Source organism: Zwartia vadi (genome assembly GCF_030410375.1).
Lineage (GTDB): Bacteria > Pseudomonadota > Gammaproteobacteria > Burkholderiales > Burkholderiaceae_B > Zwartia > Zwartia vadi.
In genome coordinates this window covers 148,273-163,931 of record NZ_JAUHHE010000006.1, presented here as the reverse complement: position 1 = coordinate 163,931, position 15,659 = coordinate 148,273, and the positions used below count along the sequence as shown (strand labels likewise).

Here is a 15,659-nt window from a genome sequence, read left to right as displayed (position 1 = left end):
AGTGTTTTCCTCTGGAAAGCTGTCAGAATGAAGTATTCCACCCGATTTTCATATCGTTACTGAGGGAGAGCACATGTTTATAAAGAATGCCCCGGAGTTCAATACCGCTGATGTTTTCACCGAAATGCCCGCTCATTTCCGGCGTACGGGTGTGCGCTCAGAGTGGGCGGATGTGAATCGCGGCGGCGTAGCCATGGATTCCTTCCTTGAAGGTCCGGTGTTTGACAAGGCTGGAAACCTCTATGTGACAGATATTATTTTTGGCCGAGTCTTTCGTATCGATCCCAAGGGGGAGTGGACACAGATCGTCGAATACGACGGTGAGCCAAATGGAATGAAGTTTTTGTCTGCAACAGAGTTGCTGATCACAGACTACAAAAATGGCTTGATGCGACTCAATATCGAGTCGGGCGAGATCAAACCATATTTGATTCGCCGTAATACGGAGGGTTTTAAAGGGGTCAATGACCTGACGTTTGATTCCCAGGGTAACTTGTACTTTACAGACCAGGGTCAGTCAGGTCTGCATGATCCAACCGGGCGTGTGTACCGTTTACGCGCCTCGGGTCAGCTTGATCTGCTGCTCAGCAACGTGCCGAGTCCGAATGGTCTGGTCTTGTCGCTTGATGAGCGGGTGCTCTTTGTCGGCGTCACACGTGGCAACTGCATCTGGCGCGTTCCATTGATGCCGGATGGGGGCGTGGCCAAAGTGGGGCAGTTTTTTACTTCCTATGGTCCGAGTGGCCCAGATGGCTTGGCGATGGATGCCGCGGGCAATCTCGTCATCGCCAATCCCGGTTTGGGTTATGTCTGGCTCATCAACCCTCGCGGCGAGCCGGTCGCGATCTGGTCAAGCCCACGGTCTTCTGCCGTGACTAACATTGCTTTTGGTGGAGCGGATGGAAAGAGTTTGTTTTGTACCGAGTCCGAGTCCGGGACGATTTTGACAATGCGAATGCCTCACCCCGGCGCTAAGGTGCATCAACCAAAATAGTAGAAAAGATAGTGGGTTTTGTGGGCCTGTATGCGAAAATATCAATTGATTTATCACCCTCTATTTTCGCTTCTGGCCGCTCATGAACACTGATTTTTTTAAACGTCGGCAATTTATTGCTTGTGCACTCGCTACGGCTGCGTTTTTCGGCCATGCCCCACTCGTTCTGGCAAAGGCCAATGCACCGATCTTGGTGCTCAACTCGCTGAATGCCAATGTTAGTGTGATTGACCCGGTGACCTGGACCGAGGTCAAGCGCGTACCAGTCGGCAAGGAGCCGCATCACCTCTATCTCACGCCAGACGAAAAGTCTGTGATGGTGGCAAATGCCGAGGGCGACTCGATCACGTTCCTCGACCCTAAAACTGCGCAAATTCAACGCACGATGACAGGGATTGTCGACCCTTATCACTTGCGGTTTTCTCCCGACATGAAGTGGTTTGTCACAGCGGCCAATCGTCTCAATCACGTCGATATTTACAATTGGGATAACAAAGGTGGCGAGTTCAAGCTTCAACTCGTCAAGCGAATTTCTGCGGGTAAAACCCCTAGCCATATCGCCATAGACAGCAAGAGCAAAATTGCCTACATCACTTTGCAGGATAGCAACGAGTTGACGGCAATCGAATTAGCCACGCAGAAGCGACTCTGGACGGTCAAGGTAGGAAAAATTCCTGCTGACTTGTACTTGACCCCTGACGATAAAACCTTGTTGATTGGATTGACAGGCGAGGATGGGGTCGAAGCCTATGACGTCTCCAACGGTAAAGCTGTCCTCAAAACTCGTATTCCAACGGGTAAAGGTGCGCACGCGTTTCGCTCTCAGGGAGACAAGCAGCACGTATTTGTCAGTAATCGGACCGCCAACACGATTAGCCGCATCGACTGGAAGACTCTCAAGGTTGTGGATACCTACCGTACCCCGGCAGGTCCGGACTGTATGGAAATGATGGCCGATGGCAAGACATTGCTGGTGACCGCGCGGTGGGCTGGGCAGTTAGCTGTCATCGATCTTGAGAAAAAAGCGGTCGTCAAACGCATCCCTGTTGGCAAGTCTCCGCATGGTGTGTGGACGCTCAATCATGCGAGCCGTGATTAGGCGCTCTTTGTACGGACGCGCCCTCTTGGTTGTATGCGCACAATTATTTTTTGTGTCGCCATCTGTGGTGCTTGCTCAGAATGAGACTGAGCAGAACAATCAGTTTGTTCTGGAGGTTCCTCTACCTGCACCTGAGACAAACCCTCCAGCAGAAGCTTTGGTTGAGAGTGGAGCGGTTGCGACAGCTGCACCCGCCCCGGCGGTCTGTACAAGACCGCTCTATCTAACTTTTGATACGGGCCATATGGAGATCGCACCCTTTGTCGAGGAGGTTCTGAACCGGCAACAGGTGCGCGCCACTTTTTTTCTGGCCAATGAGCGCACCCGGACAGGGGGAGGCAGTCTGGATGATGTGTGGGCACCCTGGTGGAAAAAAATGAGTGAGCAGGGGCATGTTTTTGCTTCGCATACCTACGATCATGTCTATTGGCGGGCTGACTTGCCGGATGGTCAATTCAGGGTGCGGGCGAGTGCGGGGCCCCTGGAAGGAAAAGCCCAAATTTGGTCCGCTCAGGACTACTGCCGCGAGCTGAATCGTCCTGTCGAGCGTTTTAAGGAAATGACTGGCAAGCAAATGTTGCCTCTGTTCCGTGCAGCGGGTGGTCGCACTTCGCCCGCTTTGTTAAAAGCCGCCGCCGAATGTGGCTACACCCATGTTGGCTGGTCTCCCGCAGGGTTTTTAGGCGATGAGCTGTCAAGTGAACAGTATCCTAATCAAATGTTGCTTGATCGCGCCCTGCGCAACATCCGGAGTGGCGATATTTTATTGGCGCACTTGGGTATCTGGTCTCGCAAAGACCCTTGGGCACCGGCCGTGCTGGAGCCCTTGATCCAGGGGTTGAAAGCAAAAGGATTTTGTTTTGAAACGATCGACAATCACCCAACGTATCGCGCTGTATTAAAACCTCAGTTGAAGCAATGATGATGAATACTGTACTTGAATTATTTGATTCCGCTCAGCAATGGTTGTTTGAAACGATTGTGCAGCCCGTGATGTTTCATCTTGGACTCAGTGGCTTTATTGAAGACGCCTACGATGGCACCATGTGGCTGTTGATCGGGATGCTGCAGATCGCACTGATTGCTTTAGTGTTTGGTGCCTTGCAGCGTTGGCGTCCTGTCGAGCCCATGGTGGATCGACATCAGGTGCGCATTGATATTCTGTATACGTTGATCCATCGTCTCGGTTTGTTCAGAGTGGTGTTGTTTTTTTCGGTCGTGCCCCTTTGGGACGCGCTGTCGGGGCAGGCAAGTATTTCCGGGTTCACCACATTCCACGTTGATCAGATTTGGCCAGGCGTGACAGATATCGCATGGGTCAGTTTCATCATGTATCTGTTGATTTTCGATGCGGTCGATTATTTTTATCATCGGGCCCAACACCGCTTTGCCTGGTTCTGGAGTTTGCACGCGGTGCATCACAGCCAGCGGCAAATGACAATGTGGAGCGACAACCGTAATCACCTGCTCGATAGTCTCTTGCGCGATACGGTCATTGTGCTTGTATCCAAGTTGATCGGTGTGCCACCTGGACAGTTCATTTTGTTGGTCGTATTGAGTCAATTGGTGGAAAGCTATTCGCACGCCAATATCCGGATGTCTTTTGGAAAGATCGGTGAGCGTTTGCTCGTGGGCCCAAAGTTTCATCGCTACCATCATTCAATTGAATACAACGAGTCCACTGCAGGACCTGCGCGTGGTCACAATTTTGCAGTGTTATTTCCCATCTGGGATATTTTGTTCGGTACTGCGCGCTACAACACTGGCTACGCTAAAACAGGTATCCATGATCAAGAGCCTTCAGGCGGCAACCGTGATTACGGGCGCACTTTTCTTTCACAGCAGTGGCTGGGATTGCGACGGATGTTGGGTTCCAAAACCGCGGGTTTTGAAAGTCAGCAGAAGTAAAGAGGTGAAATAAAAAACGCGCTGCGTGGATTGATATCACGCAGCGCGTTTTTTATTTGGAGGCGATCAGTCCGAGCCGAGGGACAGTTTATTTGGCATACGCTTTTCGATCGAGGACTTCAGCAGTGCCGCGCAGCGATAGAAGCCATGTGCGAATTTGCCGTAGGGCATTGTCAGGAACAAGGCCATCACAAAGCCCAGGTGTATCGCCAGGAGCAGTGCCATGGCGCCTGTGTCTCGCCAAACCAGTAGCGCGAGTCCTGTCAGACTGGTCCAGAACAGCAGTGCGATAAAGCCGCGATCCATTGGTTGTTGCGCCTTGTCTCCATGGAGAGGGGAGCGTCTCTTATTGAGCCAGAACAGACCCGCCGGGCCAATTAATAGCCCGATGCCACCGACTGTACCGAGGATCACTGGCAGGCTGGTATAGCCGTAAGGGGCTTCCCAGCCGAAAACATAGTGATAGATTGTGGCAACCGAGGTTGCGGCAAAGCACAGCATGAAGCCGTAGAAGGTAAAGTGGTGATACATGCGACGTCGTAAGGTGAACTTGTCATCTTCGTCGTTACAGCCCTCTCCATGGCCGCCGTCCAGATACTTGAGCTTGAGCGCGTAGTGCGCCGCTTCACCTACTGCGGCGCCGCTTGCTTGTCCCGGTGTGATTTCTCGCCAAAACCGAACCACTCCAATAAGGAGTGACAAAATGGAGAAGCCAAAGACCGAGCCGAATAATACGACCAGGGTATTGTGCGGGAACACAGCATAAAAATTGCCTGCAAGAGGCTCATGCCACAGTGTGCCTTGTGAGATCAGCGCCAGCACCAGAAACAAGGCGAGTCCAAATGCCGTCGCCATCGAAACGGTTAGTCCATTGCGTTTGTACAAGGCTCCCATCGCAGCGGGCCACGCAAAGTCTGTATAGGTCTCCATGCGAACTTTAGCCATTGCCTGGGGGATATTGACCATGAACTCGTGCGGAGGTGCGTACTGGCACGCGTGTAAACAAGCACCGCAGTTGTGACAGAGGTTGGCCAGATAATTCAGGTCCGCCTTGCTGTCGAACTGAAGGCGACGGGTCATGGCGGGAAACACCGCGCAGAAACCTTCGCAGTAACGACAGGCGTTACAGATTTGCATTTGTCGCGCGACTTCGGCTTCGTTTTCAGTGATGCCTTTTTTGTGCCATGTCACGGAGTGCTCAGAGGCGCCCGCGAGATTTTGTGCTTCGCGGGTCAGTGATTCAAGCTGCTGCATGCTGGACTGCTCCTTCTTTCATCTTTTTCGCTGCCAGGGCTGCTTGCGTTCCGGCGATCCGGCCAAAGGCCGTACCGATCGACATGCCAACTCCTGCTGTATAACCTTTGCCTAAGACGTTGCCGGCATTAATCTCTCCGGCAGCAAACATGTTGGGGCTGGCTTTGCCGCCAAAAAACACGCTCGCCTTTTCGTCGGTGGTCAGGCCGAAGTAAGTAAAGGTTACGCCTGGACGCACGGCATAGCCATAGAACGGTCCGGTATCCAAGGGGCGTGCCCAGTGTGTTTTTTCAGGCGTAATTCCTTCGGTGTAGCAATCATCCTGGATCGTGTGATCAAAGGTGCCGACCCGGCAAGCCGCGTTGAAACTATTGACCGTTTCCATGAAAGTGTCCACATCGAGCTCGAGCTTGCGCGCCAGCTCAGGGAGAGTATCGGCTTTGACGCCATCAAACACTGGAGGCATGAAGCGTCCAACGGATTTCGCATCAATAATGGAGTAGGCGATTTGTCCGGGCTGCATGGCGACTAAGCGACCCCATAAAGCATAACGCTTGGGCCAAAAGTCTTCGCCCTCGTCATAGAAACGTTTGGCTTCACGGTTGACGACGATCCCGAGTGAGACACAGTCGATACGTGTACAGATTCCGCCATCATAGAGGGGGGCGCGTGCATCGATTGCGACGCAATGGGCCTGTGTGGGATCGCCCATTGTGTCAGCGCCTTCGCGCATCATGACTTTGAGTACTACACCCATGTTGTAGCGGGTGCCTCGAATCAGGAAATTATCTGCCGGCCATTCGCCACGCTCGTTTTGTCCCCAGGCTTCACGCAGCCAGGCACGATCAGATTCAAAACCGCCGCAACCCAACACTACGGCATGTCCTTCGTAGCGCTTGTCACCGACTCGGGCAGCGATGAATTTTCCGTCTTTGATTTCCAGGTCGTCAACCGGGGAGTCGTACAAAATATCGACGCCGAGTTTTTCAGCGCTTCGGTAGTAGGCGTTGACGAGTGCTTTGCCGCCGCCCATAAAGAATGCGTTCGTGCGCGCGACGTGAAGCGTACCTGACAGGGAGGGCTGAAAGCGCACGCCATGCTTTTCCATCCAGGGGCGACAAGTCGAAGACTCGCGGATGACCATGCGGGCGAGTTTTTCGTTGGTGATGCCGCCGGTGACTTTAAGCAAATCTTGCCAGTATTCTTCTTCGGGGTAAGCATCGACCAACACATCTTGCGGCGCATCGTGCATGCAACGCAGGTTGCGGGTGTGCTGGGAGTTTCCTCCGCGCCACTCCTTGGGTGATGCCTCCAGTATCAGTACGCTTGCTCCGGCTTCTCGAGCCATTAATGCGCTGCACAGGGCGGCGTTACCACCCCCGACTACGACTACGTCCCACATGTTCTTGCCTCGCGGTGTTTTTTGTTCGCGTTGAGTTTGAATAAAAACGTGGCACATTGTAGGGGAATGTGGGGGTGTCGTGCGGGTAGAGGGGCGGGTTTTGGGGTATTTGGGAGTCCGCGAACCGGCTCGGCCTGCTGGCTGGGGACGCGGCGGACGGGTGGGCTTTGCCCACTTCCCTCGCTGTACGATTACTGGCTGATCGGCTCCGAACTCGGCCCGTGCGGGCCTCAGACAGGCGGAGCCGATTTGTCGCCAGTTGCTCGTCCAGCTCGGCCTGTCCTTGACGCGCCTCCAGCCAGCAGGCCGAACCGGTTCGCTTGGATCAATGTTGCTTAGGGGGGAGGGCACCGCCTATCTGAGGGGGAGAGCAACGCCTATCTGAGGGGGAGGGCACCGCCTATCTGAGGGGGAGAGCAACGCCTATCTGAGGGGGAGGGCAACCCCTATCTGTCCGTCGAGTCTTTCCACTATGGCCGAAACCTTTCTCCATGGCTCAAACTTAGACGGAAAGATACCTTCGTACATCTTCGTTATCCATTTCAGATCGGTCCCCAGACACAACGACTTCCCCTCTGGATAACACCACAAAGCGGTCGGCTAGTTCTCGTGCAAAATCAAAATATTGCTCGCACAACAGGATCGCGATATCCCCTCGGTCGCGCAGCAAATTGATCACGCGACCGATGTCTTTGATGATTGAAGGCTGGATACCCTCAGTCGGTTCGTCAAAAATAATGAGTTTGGGGTCGGCAACGAGTGCCCGAGCAATGGCGAGCTGCTGTTGCTGACCGCCCGATAAGTCACCACCCCGCCGTTTCAGCATGGCGCGAAGTACCGGAAATAAATCAAATACTTCTTCCTTGATGTCGTGGGCCTGTCGACTGGGTTTGGTTGCCATGCCCATCAAAATATTTTCCTCGACCGTCAGGCGCGCAAAAATCTCTCGACCTTGCGGGACATAGGCGATCCCCAGCTTGGCTCTGGCATGGGGGGAAAGATGACTGATTTCATCACCTAAAAAAGAAATTGAACCTGAAGAGATATGTTGAACACCCATGAGGCATTTCAAAAGTGTTGTTTTACCTACGCCGTTACGGCCCAGCAAACCTAGGCACTCGCCTTGTTTAATGCTCAAGGAGATGCCTCTCAAGGTGTGGCTGCTGCCGTAAAACTGATTGATGTCGTGAACATCCAACATGATGCTATCGCCCCAGGTACACTTCAATCACACGCGGATCTTCTTGCACTTGTTGCATGGTGCCTTCAGCGAGCACAGAGCCTTCGCACAGAACAGTGACTTTGCCGCCTTGCGCGATTTGTGTGACAAAGTCCATGTCGTGTTCGACGACAACCAGAGAATGTTTGCCGCGCAATTCGTTTAAAAGCTCGCCCGTTCGCTCTGTTTCTGCATCGGTCATTCCGGCGACAGGTTCGTCGAGCAGAAGCAATAGAGGCTCCTGAATGAGCAGCATGCCGATCTCAAGCCATTGTTTTTGACCGTGCGACAGGAGTCCTGCCAGACGCTGATGTTCGGCAGTGAGACGAAGCATCTCGAGAGTCGAAGCGATTTTGTCACGCTCTGTGCTGTTGAGTCGGGCAAAGAGAGTCGACTGAACCCCTTTATTGGCTTTCATGGCGAGCTCAAGATTTTCGAATACCGAGTGATGTTCAAAGACGGTCGGTCGTTGAAATTTTCTACCAATACCAATGTCAGCGATTTGGGCTTCGCTCAATGTCGACAGGTCGTAATTTTGACCAAAAAAAACAGAGCCAGAGGTTGCCCGCGTTTTGCCGGTCATGACATCCATCATGGTTGTTTTGCCTGCGCCGTTTGGTCCGATAATGCAGCGCAACTCTCCTACATCAATATCAAGGGACAGATTGTTGAGGGCCTTGAAACCATCAAAGACAACACTGACCGACTCAAGATAAAGAATTGCACCATGGGTCGTATCGACCCCCGAGTGTTTTGGGCGACCATAGGAAGCCTCGCCGCCCGCGCCACCTTCCAGGACTGCGTCTTTATCTGTCATGACTGTCGGTCGAGCGGTCATATCTTTAAACCCTTGATGCGATGTCCCAGATTCCGTGCCAGTCCCACAATGCCTTGTGGTAGGAAGAGGGTCACAAGAACAAAAATGAGGCCGAGCGCGTAAAGCCAGAACTCAGGGAAGACGCTCGTGAACCATGTCTTCAGACCATTGATCGTGCCGGCGCCAATGATCGGACCAATGAGAGTGCCTCGACCTCCCGTCGCAACCCAAATGACCATCTCGATGGAGTTTTCAGTCGACATTTCACTAGGATTGATAATGCCGACCTGAGGGACATATAAAGCGCCTGCAATCGCACAGAGAATGGCTGATACAGTCCAAATAAAGAGCTTAAAACCCAACGGTTCGTAGCCTAAAAAGCGCAGCCGATTTTCGGAGTCGCGAATGGCTGTGAGTACCCTGCCCAGTTTGGACTGAGTAATGGCGCGTGCGAGGATGAGCGAACATAAAAGGGTTGCAAGACTCACCCAGTACAACACTGCTCGTGTATCTGCAGACGTAATATCAAAACCAAGGATTTTTTTGAAATCAGTAAAACCGTTATTTCCGCCAAATCCTGTTTCATTGCGGAAAAATAACAACATCGCAGCAAAAGTCAGTGCCTGAGTAATGATCGAAAAATAGACACCTTTGATACGTGAGCGAAAGGCGAAATATCCGAATAGAAACGCGAACAGGCCGGGCACGAGCATGACGAGCAGCATGGCATACCAGAAGTGCTCAGTGAACGACCAGAACCATGGAAAAGTTTTCCAGCTTAAAAAACCCATGAAGTCAGGAAGAATCTCTGGCGATAATTTCGCAGCGCGCATCAGATACATGCCGTGCGCATAGCCACCGAGAGCAAAAAACAAACCATGCCCAAGCGACAAAATACCGGTATAGCCCCAAACAAGATCGAGTGCCAGAGCCGCGAGGGCATAACATAAAAACTTACCGATCAAGCTGATCGCAAAAGAGGAAACATGTAAAGCGTGACCCGCAGGAAACAGCAAGTTCAATGCTGGCAAACTTGCCAACAGGATTGCCACAGCTAAGATGGCAGTCCAGGCTTGACGCGAATAAAGACCTGCTGATTGAGCGAGCGGTGCGTGCATAGTGAATGTGCTCATTCCGCGCTCCTGCCTTTCGGCGCGAAGAGTCCTTGAGGGCGTTTTTGTACGAACAGAACAATGAAAAGCAGAATGGCGATTTTGGCGATCACGGCACCCCAGAAAGGCTCAATGATTTTATTGAGTATCCCCAGGCCAAGCGCTGCGACAACCGTTCCAGCCAGTTGACCGACGCCGCCCAGCACAACCACCATAAAAGAGTCAACGATATAACCGCGTCCGAGATCAGGGCCAACGTTGCTCAACTGAGAGAGCGCGACCCCCGCAAGCCCAGCGATGCCTGAGCCCAAACCAAAGGCCAACATATCTACACGGCCAGTTGGTACGCCGACACAGTCCGCCATACGACGATTTTGAGTAATCGCGCGAACAAATAAGCCCAGACGGGTGAAATTGAGCACAAGCCATACTGCAATCATGACGCATAAGGCAAATCCAATAATGACAAGCCGGTTATAGCTCAAGGTCAGATCACCCAAAATCCGGATGCCACCACTCATCCAGCTTGGGTTGGCAACCTCGACGTTTTGAGCGCCAAAAATGCTGCGCACCGCTTGCATCAAAATCAGACTGATTCCCCAAGTAGCAAGCAAAGTTTCGAGGGGACGACCATAGAGCCAGCGAATGACGGTGCGCTCGAGTGCCATGCCGACTATTGCAGTGATTAAAAATGCGACGGGTAATGCCGCCAAGACATACCAGTCGAACCACTGGGGTAGCCATTGCTTAAATACACCTTGGACGATGTATGTTGCATAGGCACCGATCATGAGCAGTTCGCCATGCGCCATATTGATCACACCCATCAAGCCAAAGGTAATGGCGAGACCTAATGCGGCGAGAAGCAAAACACTTCCAAGACTCACCCCAAAGAAAATATTACCTACCCAGCTGACGAGTGTTTGGTGTTGCTCGATTTGTGACAGAGCAACGTTGGCTGCGGCGCGAACTGTTTCATCGGTTTCACTGTATCGTCCTGAGCGATCCGCTTCGATCAATGCAAGCAGTGCGGGTTTGAACGCGGGATTTTTGCTTTCGCCCAATGCGATGACAGCATTACGACGCACTGAGGCCTCGGTGCTTTTCAGCGCGGCGCTGGCCAGTGCGACTTCCAGTGCGCGCCTGATGGTCTGATCTTTTTCTGTACCGAGCGCGCGCTCGATTATCGGGACCCGGGAAGGATCCGCTTCTTTTTGTAGTCTTTGCGCGGCAGCGAGACGAACGCTCGCTTGCAAGGAAAATAGTTCCGAACTGGCAAGCGCAGATTGCAACGCGCGGCGCAAGCGATTGTTGAGCGTCAGAGGCTGAGCATCGCCAGGGACGGTGATGGTTTGGCCGGTGACGGGATTAAATGCTTGCTCGCGAGTACGCGCAAGCAAGACTGTCGCGTCAGAGGTAATCAGAACGTTGCCGTCCCCCAGAGCAGCCAACACTTCGGCTGCGCCAGGAGTCGAGAGAAGTCCCAGTGCAGTAATCGCTTTGGCTCGCTCTTCGTTGCTGTCGCCAGCCAGACCGCTCAGTATTTTCCGATCGACCAAGTCGGCGGCAAAACTGAACTGCAGCGGTAAAGCTAGCAAAACGGCCAGCAACCATCTTTTCCAAGAAGGATAAGTCAAAGACATAGAGGGAGATTCTCATGTTGTGAAATTAAAGCCCTTGTTTACCTTCATTGCCAGCGATATAGGGACTCCAGGGTTGCGCACGGATGGGTCCTTTGCTTTTCCACACAACGTTGAACTGACCATTCGCCTGAATTTCGCCGATGTAGACTGGTTTATGCAGGTGATGATTAGTCTTGTCCATTTCGATCGTGTAGCCATCCGGTGCGGCGAACTTTTGTCCGGCCATTGCCGCGATCACCTTATTGGTATCGACGGACTTCGCTTGTTCGACAGCTTGCTTCCACATGTGAATGCCGATATAGGTGGCTTCCATCGGGTCGTTGGTAACCGCAGTAGCGTTATTCGGCAGATTTTTTGCTTTTGCATAAGCTTTCCACTTTGCGACAAATTCTGCGTTGACTGGATTTTTGAGAGACTCAAAATAGTTCCAGGCAGCAAGATGCCCCACGAGTGGCTTTGTATCCACACCACGAAGTTCTTCTTCACCTACAGAGAACGCAACAACAGGGACATCGGTCGCCTTTAGCCCTGCATTACCCAATTCTTTGTAGAACGGAACGTTTGAGTCGCCATTGATCGTCGAAACAACGGCTGTCTTACCGCCTGCAGAAAACTTTTTGATGTTGGCGACGATGGTTTGATAATCAGAGTGACCAAAGGGGGTATAAATTTCCTCGATGTCGCTGTCTTTGACACCCTTTGAGTTGAGAAACGCACGCAAAATTTTGTTGGTTGTACGTGGATAGACGTAGTCCGTGCCGAGCAAGACGAAACGCTTGGCGCCGCCGCCATCTTCGCTCATCAGATACTCGACGGCGGGGATCGCTTGTTGGTTTGGTGCGGCCCCTGTATAAAACACATTTTTCTCAAGTTCTTCGCCCTCGTACTGCACGGGATAGAACAAAAGACTGTTGAGCTCTTTGAAGACGGGCAGTACTGATTTGCGTGATACCGAAGTCCAGCAGCCGAAGACCACTGATACTTTATTCTGGGCGATCAGCTCCCTTGCCTTTTCCGCGAAGAGTGGCCAGTTTGATGCAGGATCCACTATGACGGGCTCGAGTTTTTTGCCCATCACGCCTCCTTTTGCATTGATTTCCTCAATGGTCATCAGTGCGACATCTTTAAGCGACGTTTCTGAAATCGCCATCGTTCCGGATAAGGAATGCAAAATTCCGACTTTGATTGTGTCTTGCGCAAAAGCAGTCGGCATCCAGCCGGCCATGGCTAAGAGACTGACGACTGTAAGTTGTTTGAGTGCGAGTCTGCGTTGCATCTTTAACTCCTGGTTCTGTGCATGCTGGGTTCGCCAGCGAAATGGGAAGACCGCATATCGACCGAAGAGGCAGGCAGCTATGCTCAAAATAGTCAAAGCAAGACTCGTGCCAGTTCCGGGTCGTTCTTATTTAATTGCAGCTGCTTGGGCGGGAGTGCCTGTGGGTAGGGGCCTGACGACGGGTGGGCTTTGCCCACTCCCCTCACAAAACACTGTGCGCATGCAGCGGCTCCGAACTCGACCCTGTCGGGTCTCAGACAGACGGAGCCGCTTTGCGCGCGCACAGTGTTTTGCTCAGCTCGTCCTAAGGCGCCTACCCATAGGCACTCCCGCCCAAGCGGACTTGAATTCAAGATTTGCGCAAGAAAATGAGGCATCAATGCCCCCCTTTGGAGCATAGGCATGCATCACAAGACGCTATTTCAATGGCGTAACATAAGAACTCGAAGACCCATCACCAAGAAAGCTCAAAACATGAATACAGATTTGACTCAAGCCCAACACGTGAACGATGAAGCCACTCTTGCCATGTCCAAGCGCATCGCGGCGATCAAGGCGCGCATGGAACAGGCCTGCTTGCGGGTCGGACGCGATCCCGCCGAGGTCACCTTGCTGCCTGTGAGTAAAACCTTTGATGATCAGGCGATTCGGCGTGCTGTGAGCCTGGGCTATAAGCGCTTTGGGGAAAATCGTACGCAAGAAATCGGCCAGAAAGCGCCACTTTTGGCCGACTGCGGGATCGAATGGGTTGTGATCGGTCAACTTCAGACGAACAAAGCCAAAGAGGTTGCTCGCATGGCCCATGAGCTTCAGTCGCTTGACCGACTCGAGCTTGCCGAGGCGCTTGAGCGTAGGCTTCAGCTAGAGGGCCGGGCGATTGATGTTCTGGTTCAAGTCAAAACCTCGCCCGAAGAGACCAAGGCCGGACTTGAGCCAAGTGGGCTGATCCCCTTTTTACGCCAGCTCAGTGGCTTTCAGACTTTGCGTGTACGCGGCCTGATGACGATGGCGATTTTGTCAGACGATCAGAGTGCCGTGCGCCGTTGTTTTGCGCAATTACGTCAGTTGCGTGATCAAGCGAGGCTTGAAGGGATCGCGGGGATCGAGCTTGAGCGCTTATCTATGGGGATGAGCGGCGATTTTGAGCTGGCGATCGAAGAAGGTTCGACAGAAATCCGGGTGGGTTCGGCGATTTTTGGCGCAAGAGATTATTCCGGATAAGTGTCAACCTGTGAGCCGTGCGGCTTACTTTAAAACAATCGTGCCTCGCATGACGGGCGAGTGTCCTGCGAACGTACACACAAAACCATAGTGTTCGCCTGGGACGAGTGTCGACACATCAAATGTGACAGAGCTTGATTCGCCCCCTCCCACTACGCCAGTATGCGCAAGAACGCGGGCGTCTTTGGGATCGACATAGCCAGTGTCGGCGCCTGCAAGCATGCCCGTGCGCGAGATTCCATCGAGGTCGCTGAGCTTGGCTAGCACCCAATTGTGTCCCATGGCAAGTTTGGGTAGGCGACCAGTATGTTTAAGTGTGACAGTAAATGTTTTGCAAGACGTCGGGATTTCAATTTTGTCTGGTGTAAAGCGTAGTGCATCGTCGCTTTGAATCGTTGTGGCGCAGCCCTCCTGTGCTAAGGCGAGAGTGCTCGACAAGCACAAAATCATCGCGCTTAGAACATTTATGAACAGCTTTGGTAGAGGGAACAGTATTGGGAACAGTATTTTCATGTAGTCAATCACTTGTTGAGAGCCGCTTGCGCGCGCGAACAATTCGGCCATTAGGGCGGCGTTCAATGTCGCCATTTAACTCCAGGGTCAACAACTCGCACTGCAGGATAGCGGGCAACATGTTTGTTCGCTGTTGCAAAGTGTCTTCAGTAATAGGATCGTAGCCGATTGCGTCCCAAATCGGTGAGCGTGGTGTGGCTGCGCGCTGCGCTGCCCTGTCTACATCGGGTGCGTTGGATGGTGACAACGCCGCGACACTGGTGACTTGCACACAATACGCTTTGAGTTCGTTCAAAATATCATCTGCTGTTTCGACCAGTTTTGCGCCCTGTTGAATTAATGCGTGCGGTCCGCGAGAGAGTGGTGAGTGGATGGAGCCTGGCACCGCGAAAACTTCCCGGTCCATCTCGACGGCAAGCCTGGCGGTTAGCAATGAGCCACTTTTGAGTGCGGCCTCAACCACCAGCACGCCGTGCGCCAGACCTGCCACGATTCGGTTGCGTCTGGGAAAATGCTGAGGCCGAGCAGGTGTGCCAAGGGTGAACTCCGACAGGACAAGGCCCTCCTGCTCGAGTATGTTTGCCAAGAGCTCGGTGTGTTGACGTGGGTACACCACATCTGCGCCGGTACCGAGCACAGCGATTGTCCCCCCGCCACCGAGTCCGGCTTTCAGCGCGCCTCGATGCGCGGCGGCATCTACGCCATGTGCCAAACCGCTCACGACACACCAGCCTCGTCTGGCCAGGGCGCAGCCAAAGTCATTTGCATGTGCGAGTCCATCCGCGGTGGCGTTGCGTGCACCGACGACTGCGAGGGCGGGACGTTGCAGACACGCGAGATTGCCTTTTGCATACAAAACTATCGGTGCATCGGCCATCTGTTGGAGCAAGCCAGGATATTGAGGCTGATCGGGCGTCAAAATGGTCTGGTCGCATTGCTCTGCCCAGTGTAAAGCTTGAGTGATGAGCTGGGTCACGTCTTCGCTTTTGGCGCGCTGCAAACCCTCATGTAGCGCTTGAGGCACGCAAGCCGCGAGTTGTTGCGGCGTGCTTTGTATGAGTGCCAAGGGGTTGGGAAAGTGGCGAAGTAGACGTTGAGCCTGGATAGGCCCCAGTCCTGGAGTCATGCTCAGGCGCAGCCATGCGGAAAGCATTTCGGTAGATAGAGTGTGTGGCATGCCATGACTTTGACATGGCTTTGA

Annotated in this window: 15 protein-coding genes; 5 read left to right on the top strand and 10 right to left on the bottom strand. The window is 53.0% G+C overall.

Going from position 1 to position 15,659, the window contains the following annotated elements; all coding sequences use genetic code 11:
* Positions 1-73 precede the first annotated feature (73 nt).
* The 4 genes from QWY27_RS07210 to QWY27_RS07195 all read left to right on the top strand — a co-directional run bounded on the left by QWY27_RS07210 (position 74) and on the right by QWY27_RS07195 (position 4,001).
* On the top strand, positions 74-994 hold the full coding sequence (locus tag QWY27_RS07210; protein ID WP_290196169.1) for an SMP-30/gluconolactonase/LRE family protein: 921 nt from the start codon (positions 74-76) through the stop codon (positions 992-994).
* Positions 995-1,076: 82 nt separating this feature from the next.
* Positions 1,077-2,093 (top strand): YVTN family beta-propeller repeat protein, encoded by a 1,017-nt coding sequence (locus QWY27_RS07205; protein WP_290196167.1) that lies wholly within the window; start codon positions 1,077-1,079, stop codon positions 2,091-2,093.
* Complete coding sequence (locus tag QWY27_RS07200) at positions 2,077-3,015, top strand: polysaccharide deacetylase family protein (protein ID WP_353958766.1); 939 nt, start codon at positions 2,077-2,079, stop codon at positions 3,013-3,015. Before QWY27_RS07205 ends, QWY27_RS07200 begins: the two co-directional genes overlap by 17 nt.
* Before the next feature lie 2 nt (positions 3,016-3,017).
* On the top strand, positions 3,018-4,001 hold the full coding sequence (locus QWY27_RS07195; RefSeq protein ID WP_290196241.1) for a sterol desaturase family protein: 984 nt from the start codon (positions 3,018-3,020) through the stop codon (positions 3,999-4,001).
* 66 nt (positions 4,002-4,067) lie between these two features.
* On the opposite strand, the gene tcuB is transcribed toward QWY27_RS07195, so the two are convergent.
* The 8 genes from tcuB to QWY27_RS07155 form a co-directional block, all read right to left on the bottom strand.
* Complete coding sequence (tcuB, locus tag QWY27_RS07190) at positions 4,068-5,255, bottom strand: tricarballylate utilization 4Fe-4S protein TcuB (RefSeq protein WP_290196166.1); 1,188 nt, start codon at positions 5,253-5,255, stop codon at positions 4,068-4,070.
* Entirely contained in the window at positions 5,242-6,657 is a 1,416-nt protein-coding gene (gene tcuA, locus QWY27_RS07185; RefSeq protein ID WP_290196239.1) for an FAD-dependent tricarballylate dehydrogenase TcuA, read from the bottom strand. Before tcuA ends, tcuB begins: the two co-directional genes overlap by 14 nt.
* Positions 6,658-7,159: 502 nt before the next feature.
* Complete coding sequence (urtE, locus tag QWY27_RS07180; protein WP_290196164.1) at positions 7,160-7,858, bottom strand: urea ABC transporter ATP-binding subunit UrtE; 699 nt, start codon at positions 7,856-7,858, stop codon at positions 7,160-7,162.
* Between the two features lie 4 nt (positions 7,859-7,862).
* Positions 7,863-8,714 (bottom strand): urea ABC transporter ATP-binding protein UrtD, encoded by an 852-nt coding sequence (urtD, locus tag QWY27_RS07175; protein ID WP_290196163.1) that lies wholly within the window; start codon positions 8,712-8,714, stop codon positions 7,863-7,865.
* Positions 8,711-9,826 (bottom strand): urea ABC transporter permease subunit UrtC, encoded by a 1,116-nt coding sequence (gene urtC / locus QWY27_RS07170; protein ID WP_290196160.1) that lies wholly within the window; start codon positions 9,824-9,826, stop codon positions 8,711-8,713. Before urtC ends, urtD begins: the two co-directional genes overlap by 4 nt.
* Positions 9,823-11,448: an urea ABC transporter permease subunit UrtB gene (gene urtB / locus QWY27_RS07165; protein WP_290196158.1), complete on the bottom strand. Its 1,626-nt coding sequence runs from the start codon at positions 11,446-11,448 to the stop codon at positions 9,823-9,825. Before urtB ends, urtC begins: the two co-directional genes overlap by 4 nt.
* 25 nt (positions 11,449-11,473) lie before the next feature.
* A complete protein-coding gene (urtA, locus tag QWY27_RS07160) occupies positions 11,474-12,724 on the bottom strand; it encodes an urea ABC transporter substrate-binding protein (protein WP_290196156.1) in 1,251 nt (416 codons plus the stop codon).
* Positions 12,725-12,816: 92 nt separating this feature from the next.
* Positions 12,817-13,101: a hypothetical protein gene (locus tag QWY27_RS07155; RefSeq protein ID WP_290196154.1), complete on the bottom strand. Its 285-nt coding sequence runs from the start codon at positions 13,099-13,101 to the stop codon at positions 12,817-12,819.
* A 97-nt stretch (positions 13,102-13,198) separates the two neighbouring features.
* On the opposite strand from QWY27_RS07155, the gene QWY27_RS07150 reads away from it, so the two are divergent.
* Complete coding sequence (locus tag QWY27_RS07150; protein WP_290196152.1) at positions 13,199-13,945, top strand: YggS family pyridoxal phosphate-dependent enzyme; 747 nt, start codon at positions 13,199-13,201, stop codon at positions 13,943-13,945.
* 24 nt (positions 13,946-13,969) lie between these two features.
* On the opposite strand, the gene azu is transcribed toward QWY27_RS07150, so the two are convergent.
* Together azu and dprA are read right to left on the bottom strand one after the other, a co-directional pair.
* Positions 13,970-14,533: an azurin gene (gene azu, locus QWY27_RS07145; protein ID WP_290196150.1), complete on the bottom strand. Its 564-nt coding sequence runs from the start codon at positions 14,531-14,533 to the stop codon at positions 13,970-13,972.
* The gene (gene dprA, locus QWY27_RS07140) at positions 14,463-15,635 is read right to left on the bottom strand and encodes a DNA-processing protein DprA (protein ID WP_290196148.1); all 1,173 of its coding nucleotides are present in this window, start codon (positions 15,633-15,635) and stop codon (positions 14,463-14,465) included. The genes azu and dprA overlap by 71 nt, the downstream gene beginning before the upstream one ends.
* Positions 15,636-15,659 lie beyond the last annotated feature (24 nt).

What these genes read in the sequence shown, in the direction of transcription:
- QWY27_RS07210 (WP_290196169.1), top strand. Translation starts at nt 74, where the DNA reads ATGTTTATAAAGAATGCCCCGGAGTTCAATACCGCTGATGTTTTCACC.
- QWY27_RS07205 (WP_290196167.1), top strand. Translation starts at nt 1,077, where the DNA reads ATGAACACTGATTTTTTTAAACGTCGGCAATTTATTGCTTGTGCACTC.
- QWY27_RS07200 (WP_353958766.1), top strand. Translation starts at nt 2,077, where the DNA reads ATGCGAGCCGTGATTAGGCGCTCTTTGTACGGACGCGCCCTCTTGGTT.
- QWY27_RS07195 (WP_290196241.1), top strand. Translation starts at nt 3,018, where the DNA reads ATGAATACTGTACTTGAATTATTTGATTCCGCTCAGCAATGGTTGTTT.
- tcuB (WP_290196166.1), bottom strand. Translation starts at nt 5,255, where the DNA reads ATGCAGCAGCTTGAATCACTGACCCGCGAAGCACAAAATCTCGCGGGC.
- tcuA (WP_290196239.1), bottom strand. Translation starts at nt 6,657, where the DNA reads ATGTGGGACGTAGTCGTAGTCGGGGGTGGTAACGCCGCCCTGTGCAGC.
- urtE (WP_290196164.1), bottom strand. Translation starts at nt 7,858, where the DNA reads ATGTTGGATGTTCACGACATCAATCAGTTTTACGGCAGCAGCCACACC.
- urtD (WP_290196163.1), bottom strand. Translation starts at nt 8,714, where the DNA reads ATGACCGCTCGACCGACAGTCATGACAGATAAAGACGCAGTCCTGGAA.
- urtC (WP_290196160.1), bottom strand. Translation starts at nt 9,826, where the DNA reads ATGAGCACATTCACTATGCACGCACCGCTCGCTCAATCAGCAGGTCTT.
- urtB (WP_290196158.1), bottom strand. Translation starts at nt 11,448, where the DNA reads ATGTCTTTGACTTATCCTTCTTGGAAAAGATGGTTGCTGGCCGTTTTG.
- urtA (WP_290196156.1), bottom strand. Translation starts at nt 12,724, where the DNA reads ATGCAACGCAGACTCGCACTCAAACAACTTACAGTCGTCAGTCTCTTA.
- QWY27_RS07155 (WP_290196154.1), bottom strand. Translation starts at nt 13,101, where the DNA reads ATGCCTCATTTTCTTGCGCAAATCTTGAATTCAAGTCCGCTTGGGCGG.
- QWY27_RS07150 (WP_290196152.1), top strand. Translation starts at nt 13,199, where the DNA reads ATGAATACAGATTTGACTCAAGCCCAACACGTGAACGATGAAGCCACT.
- azu (WP_290196150.1), bottom strand. Translation starts at nt 14,533, where the DNA reads ATGGCGACATTGAACGCCGCCCTAATGGCCGAATTGTTCGCGCGCGCA.
- dprA (WP_290196148.1), bottom strand. Translation starts at nt 15,635, where the DNA reads ATGCCACACACTCTATCTACCGAAATGCTTTCCGCATGGCTGCGCCTG.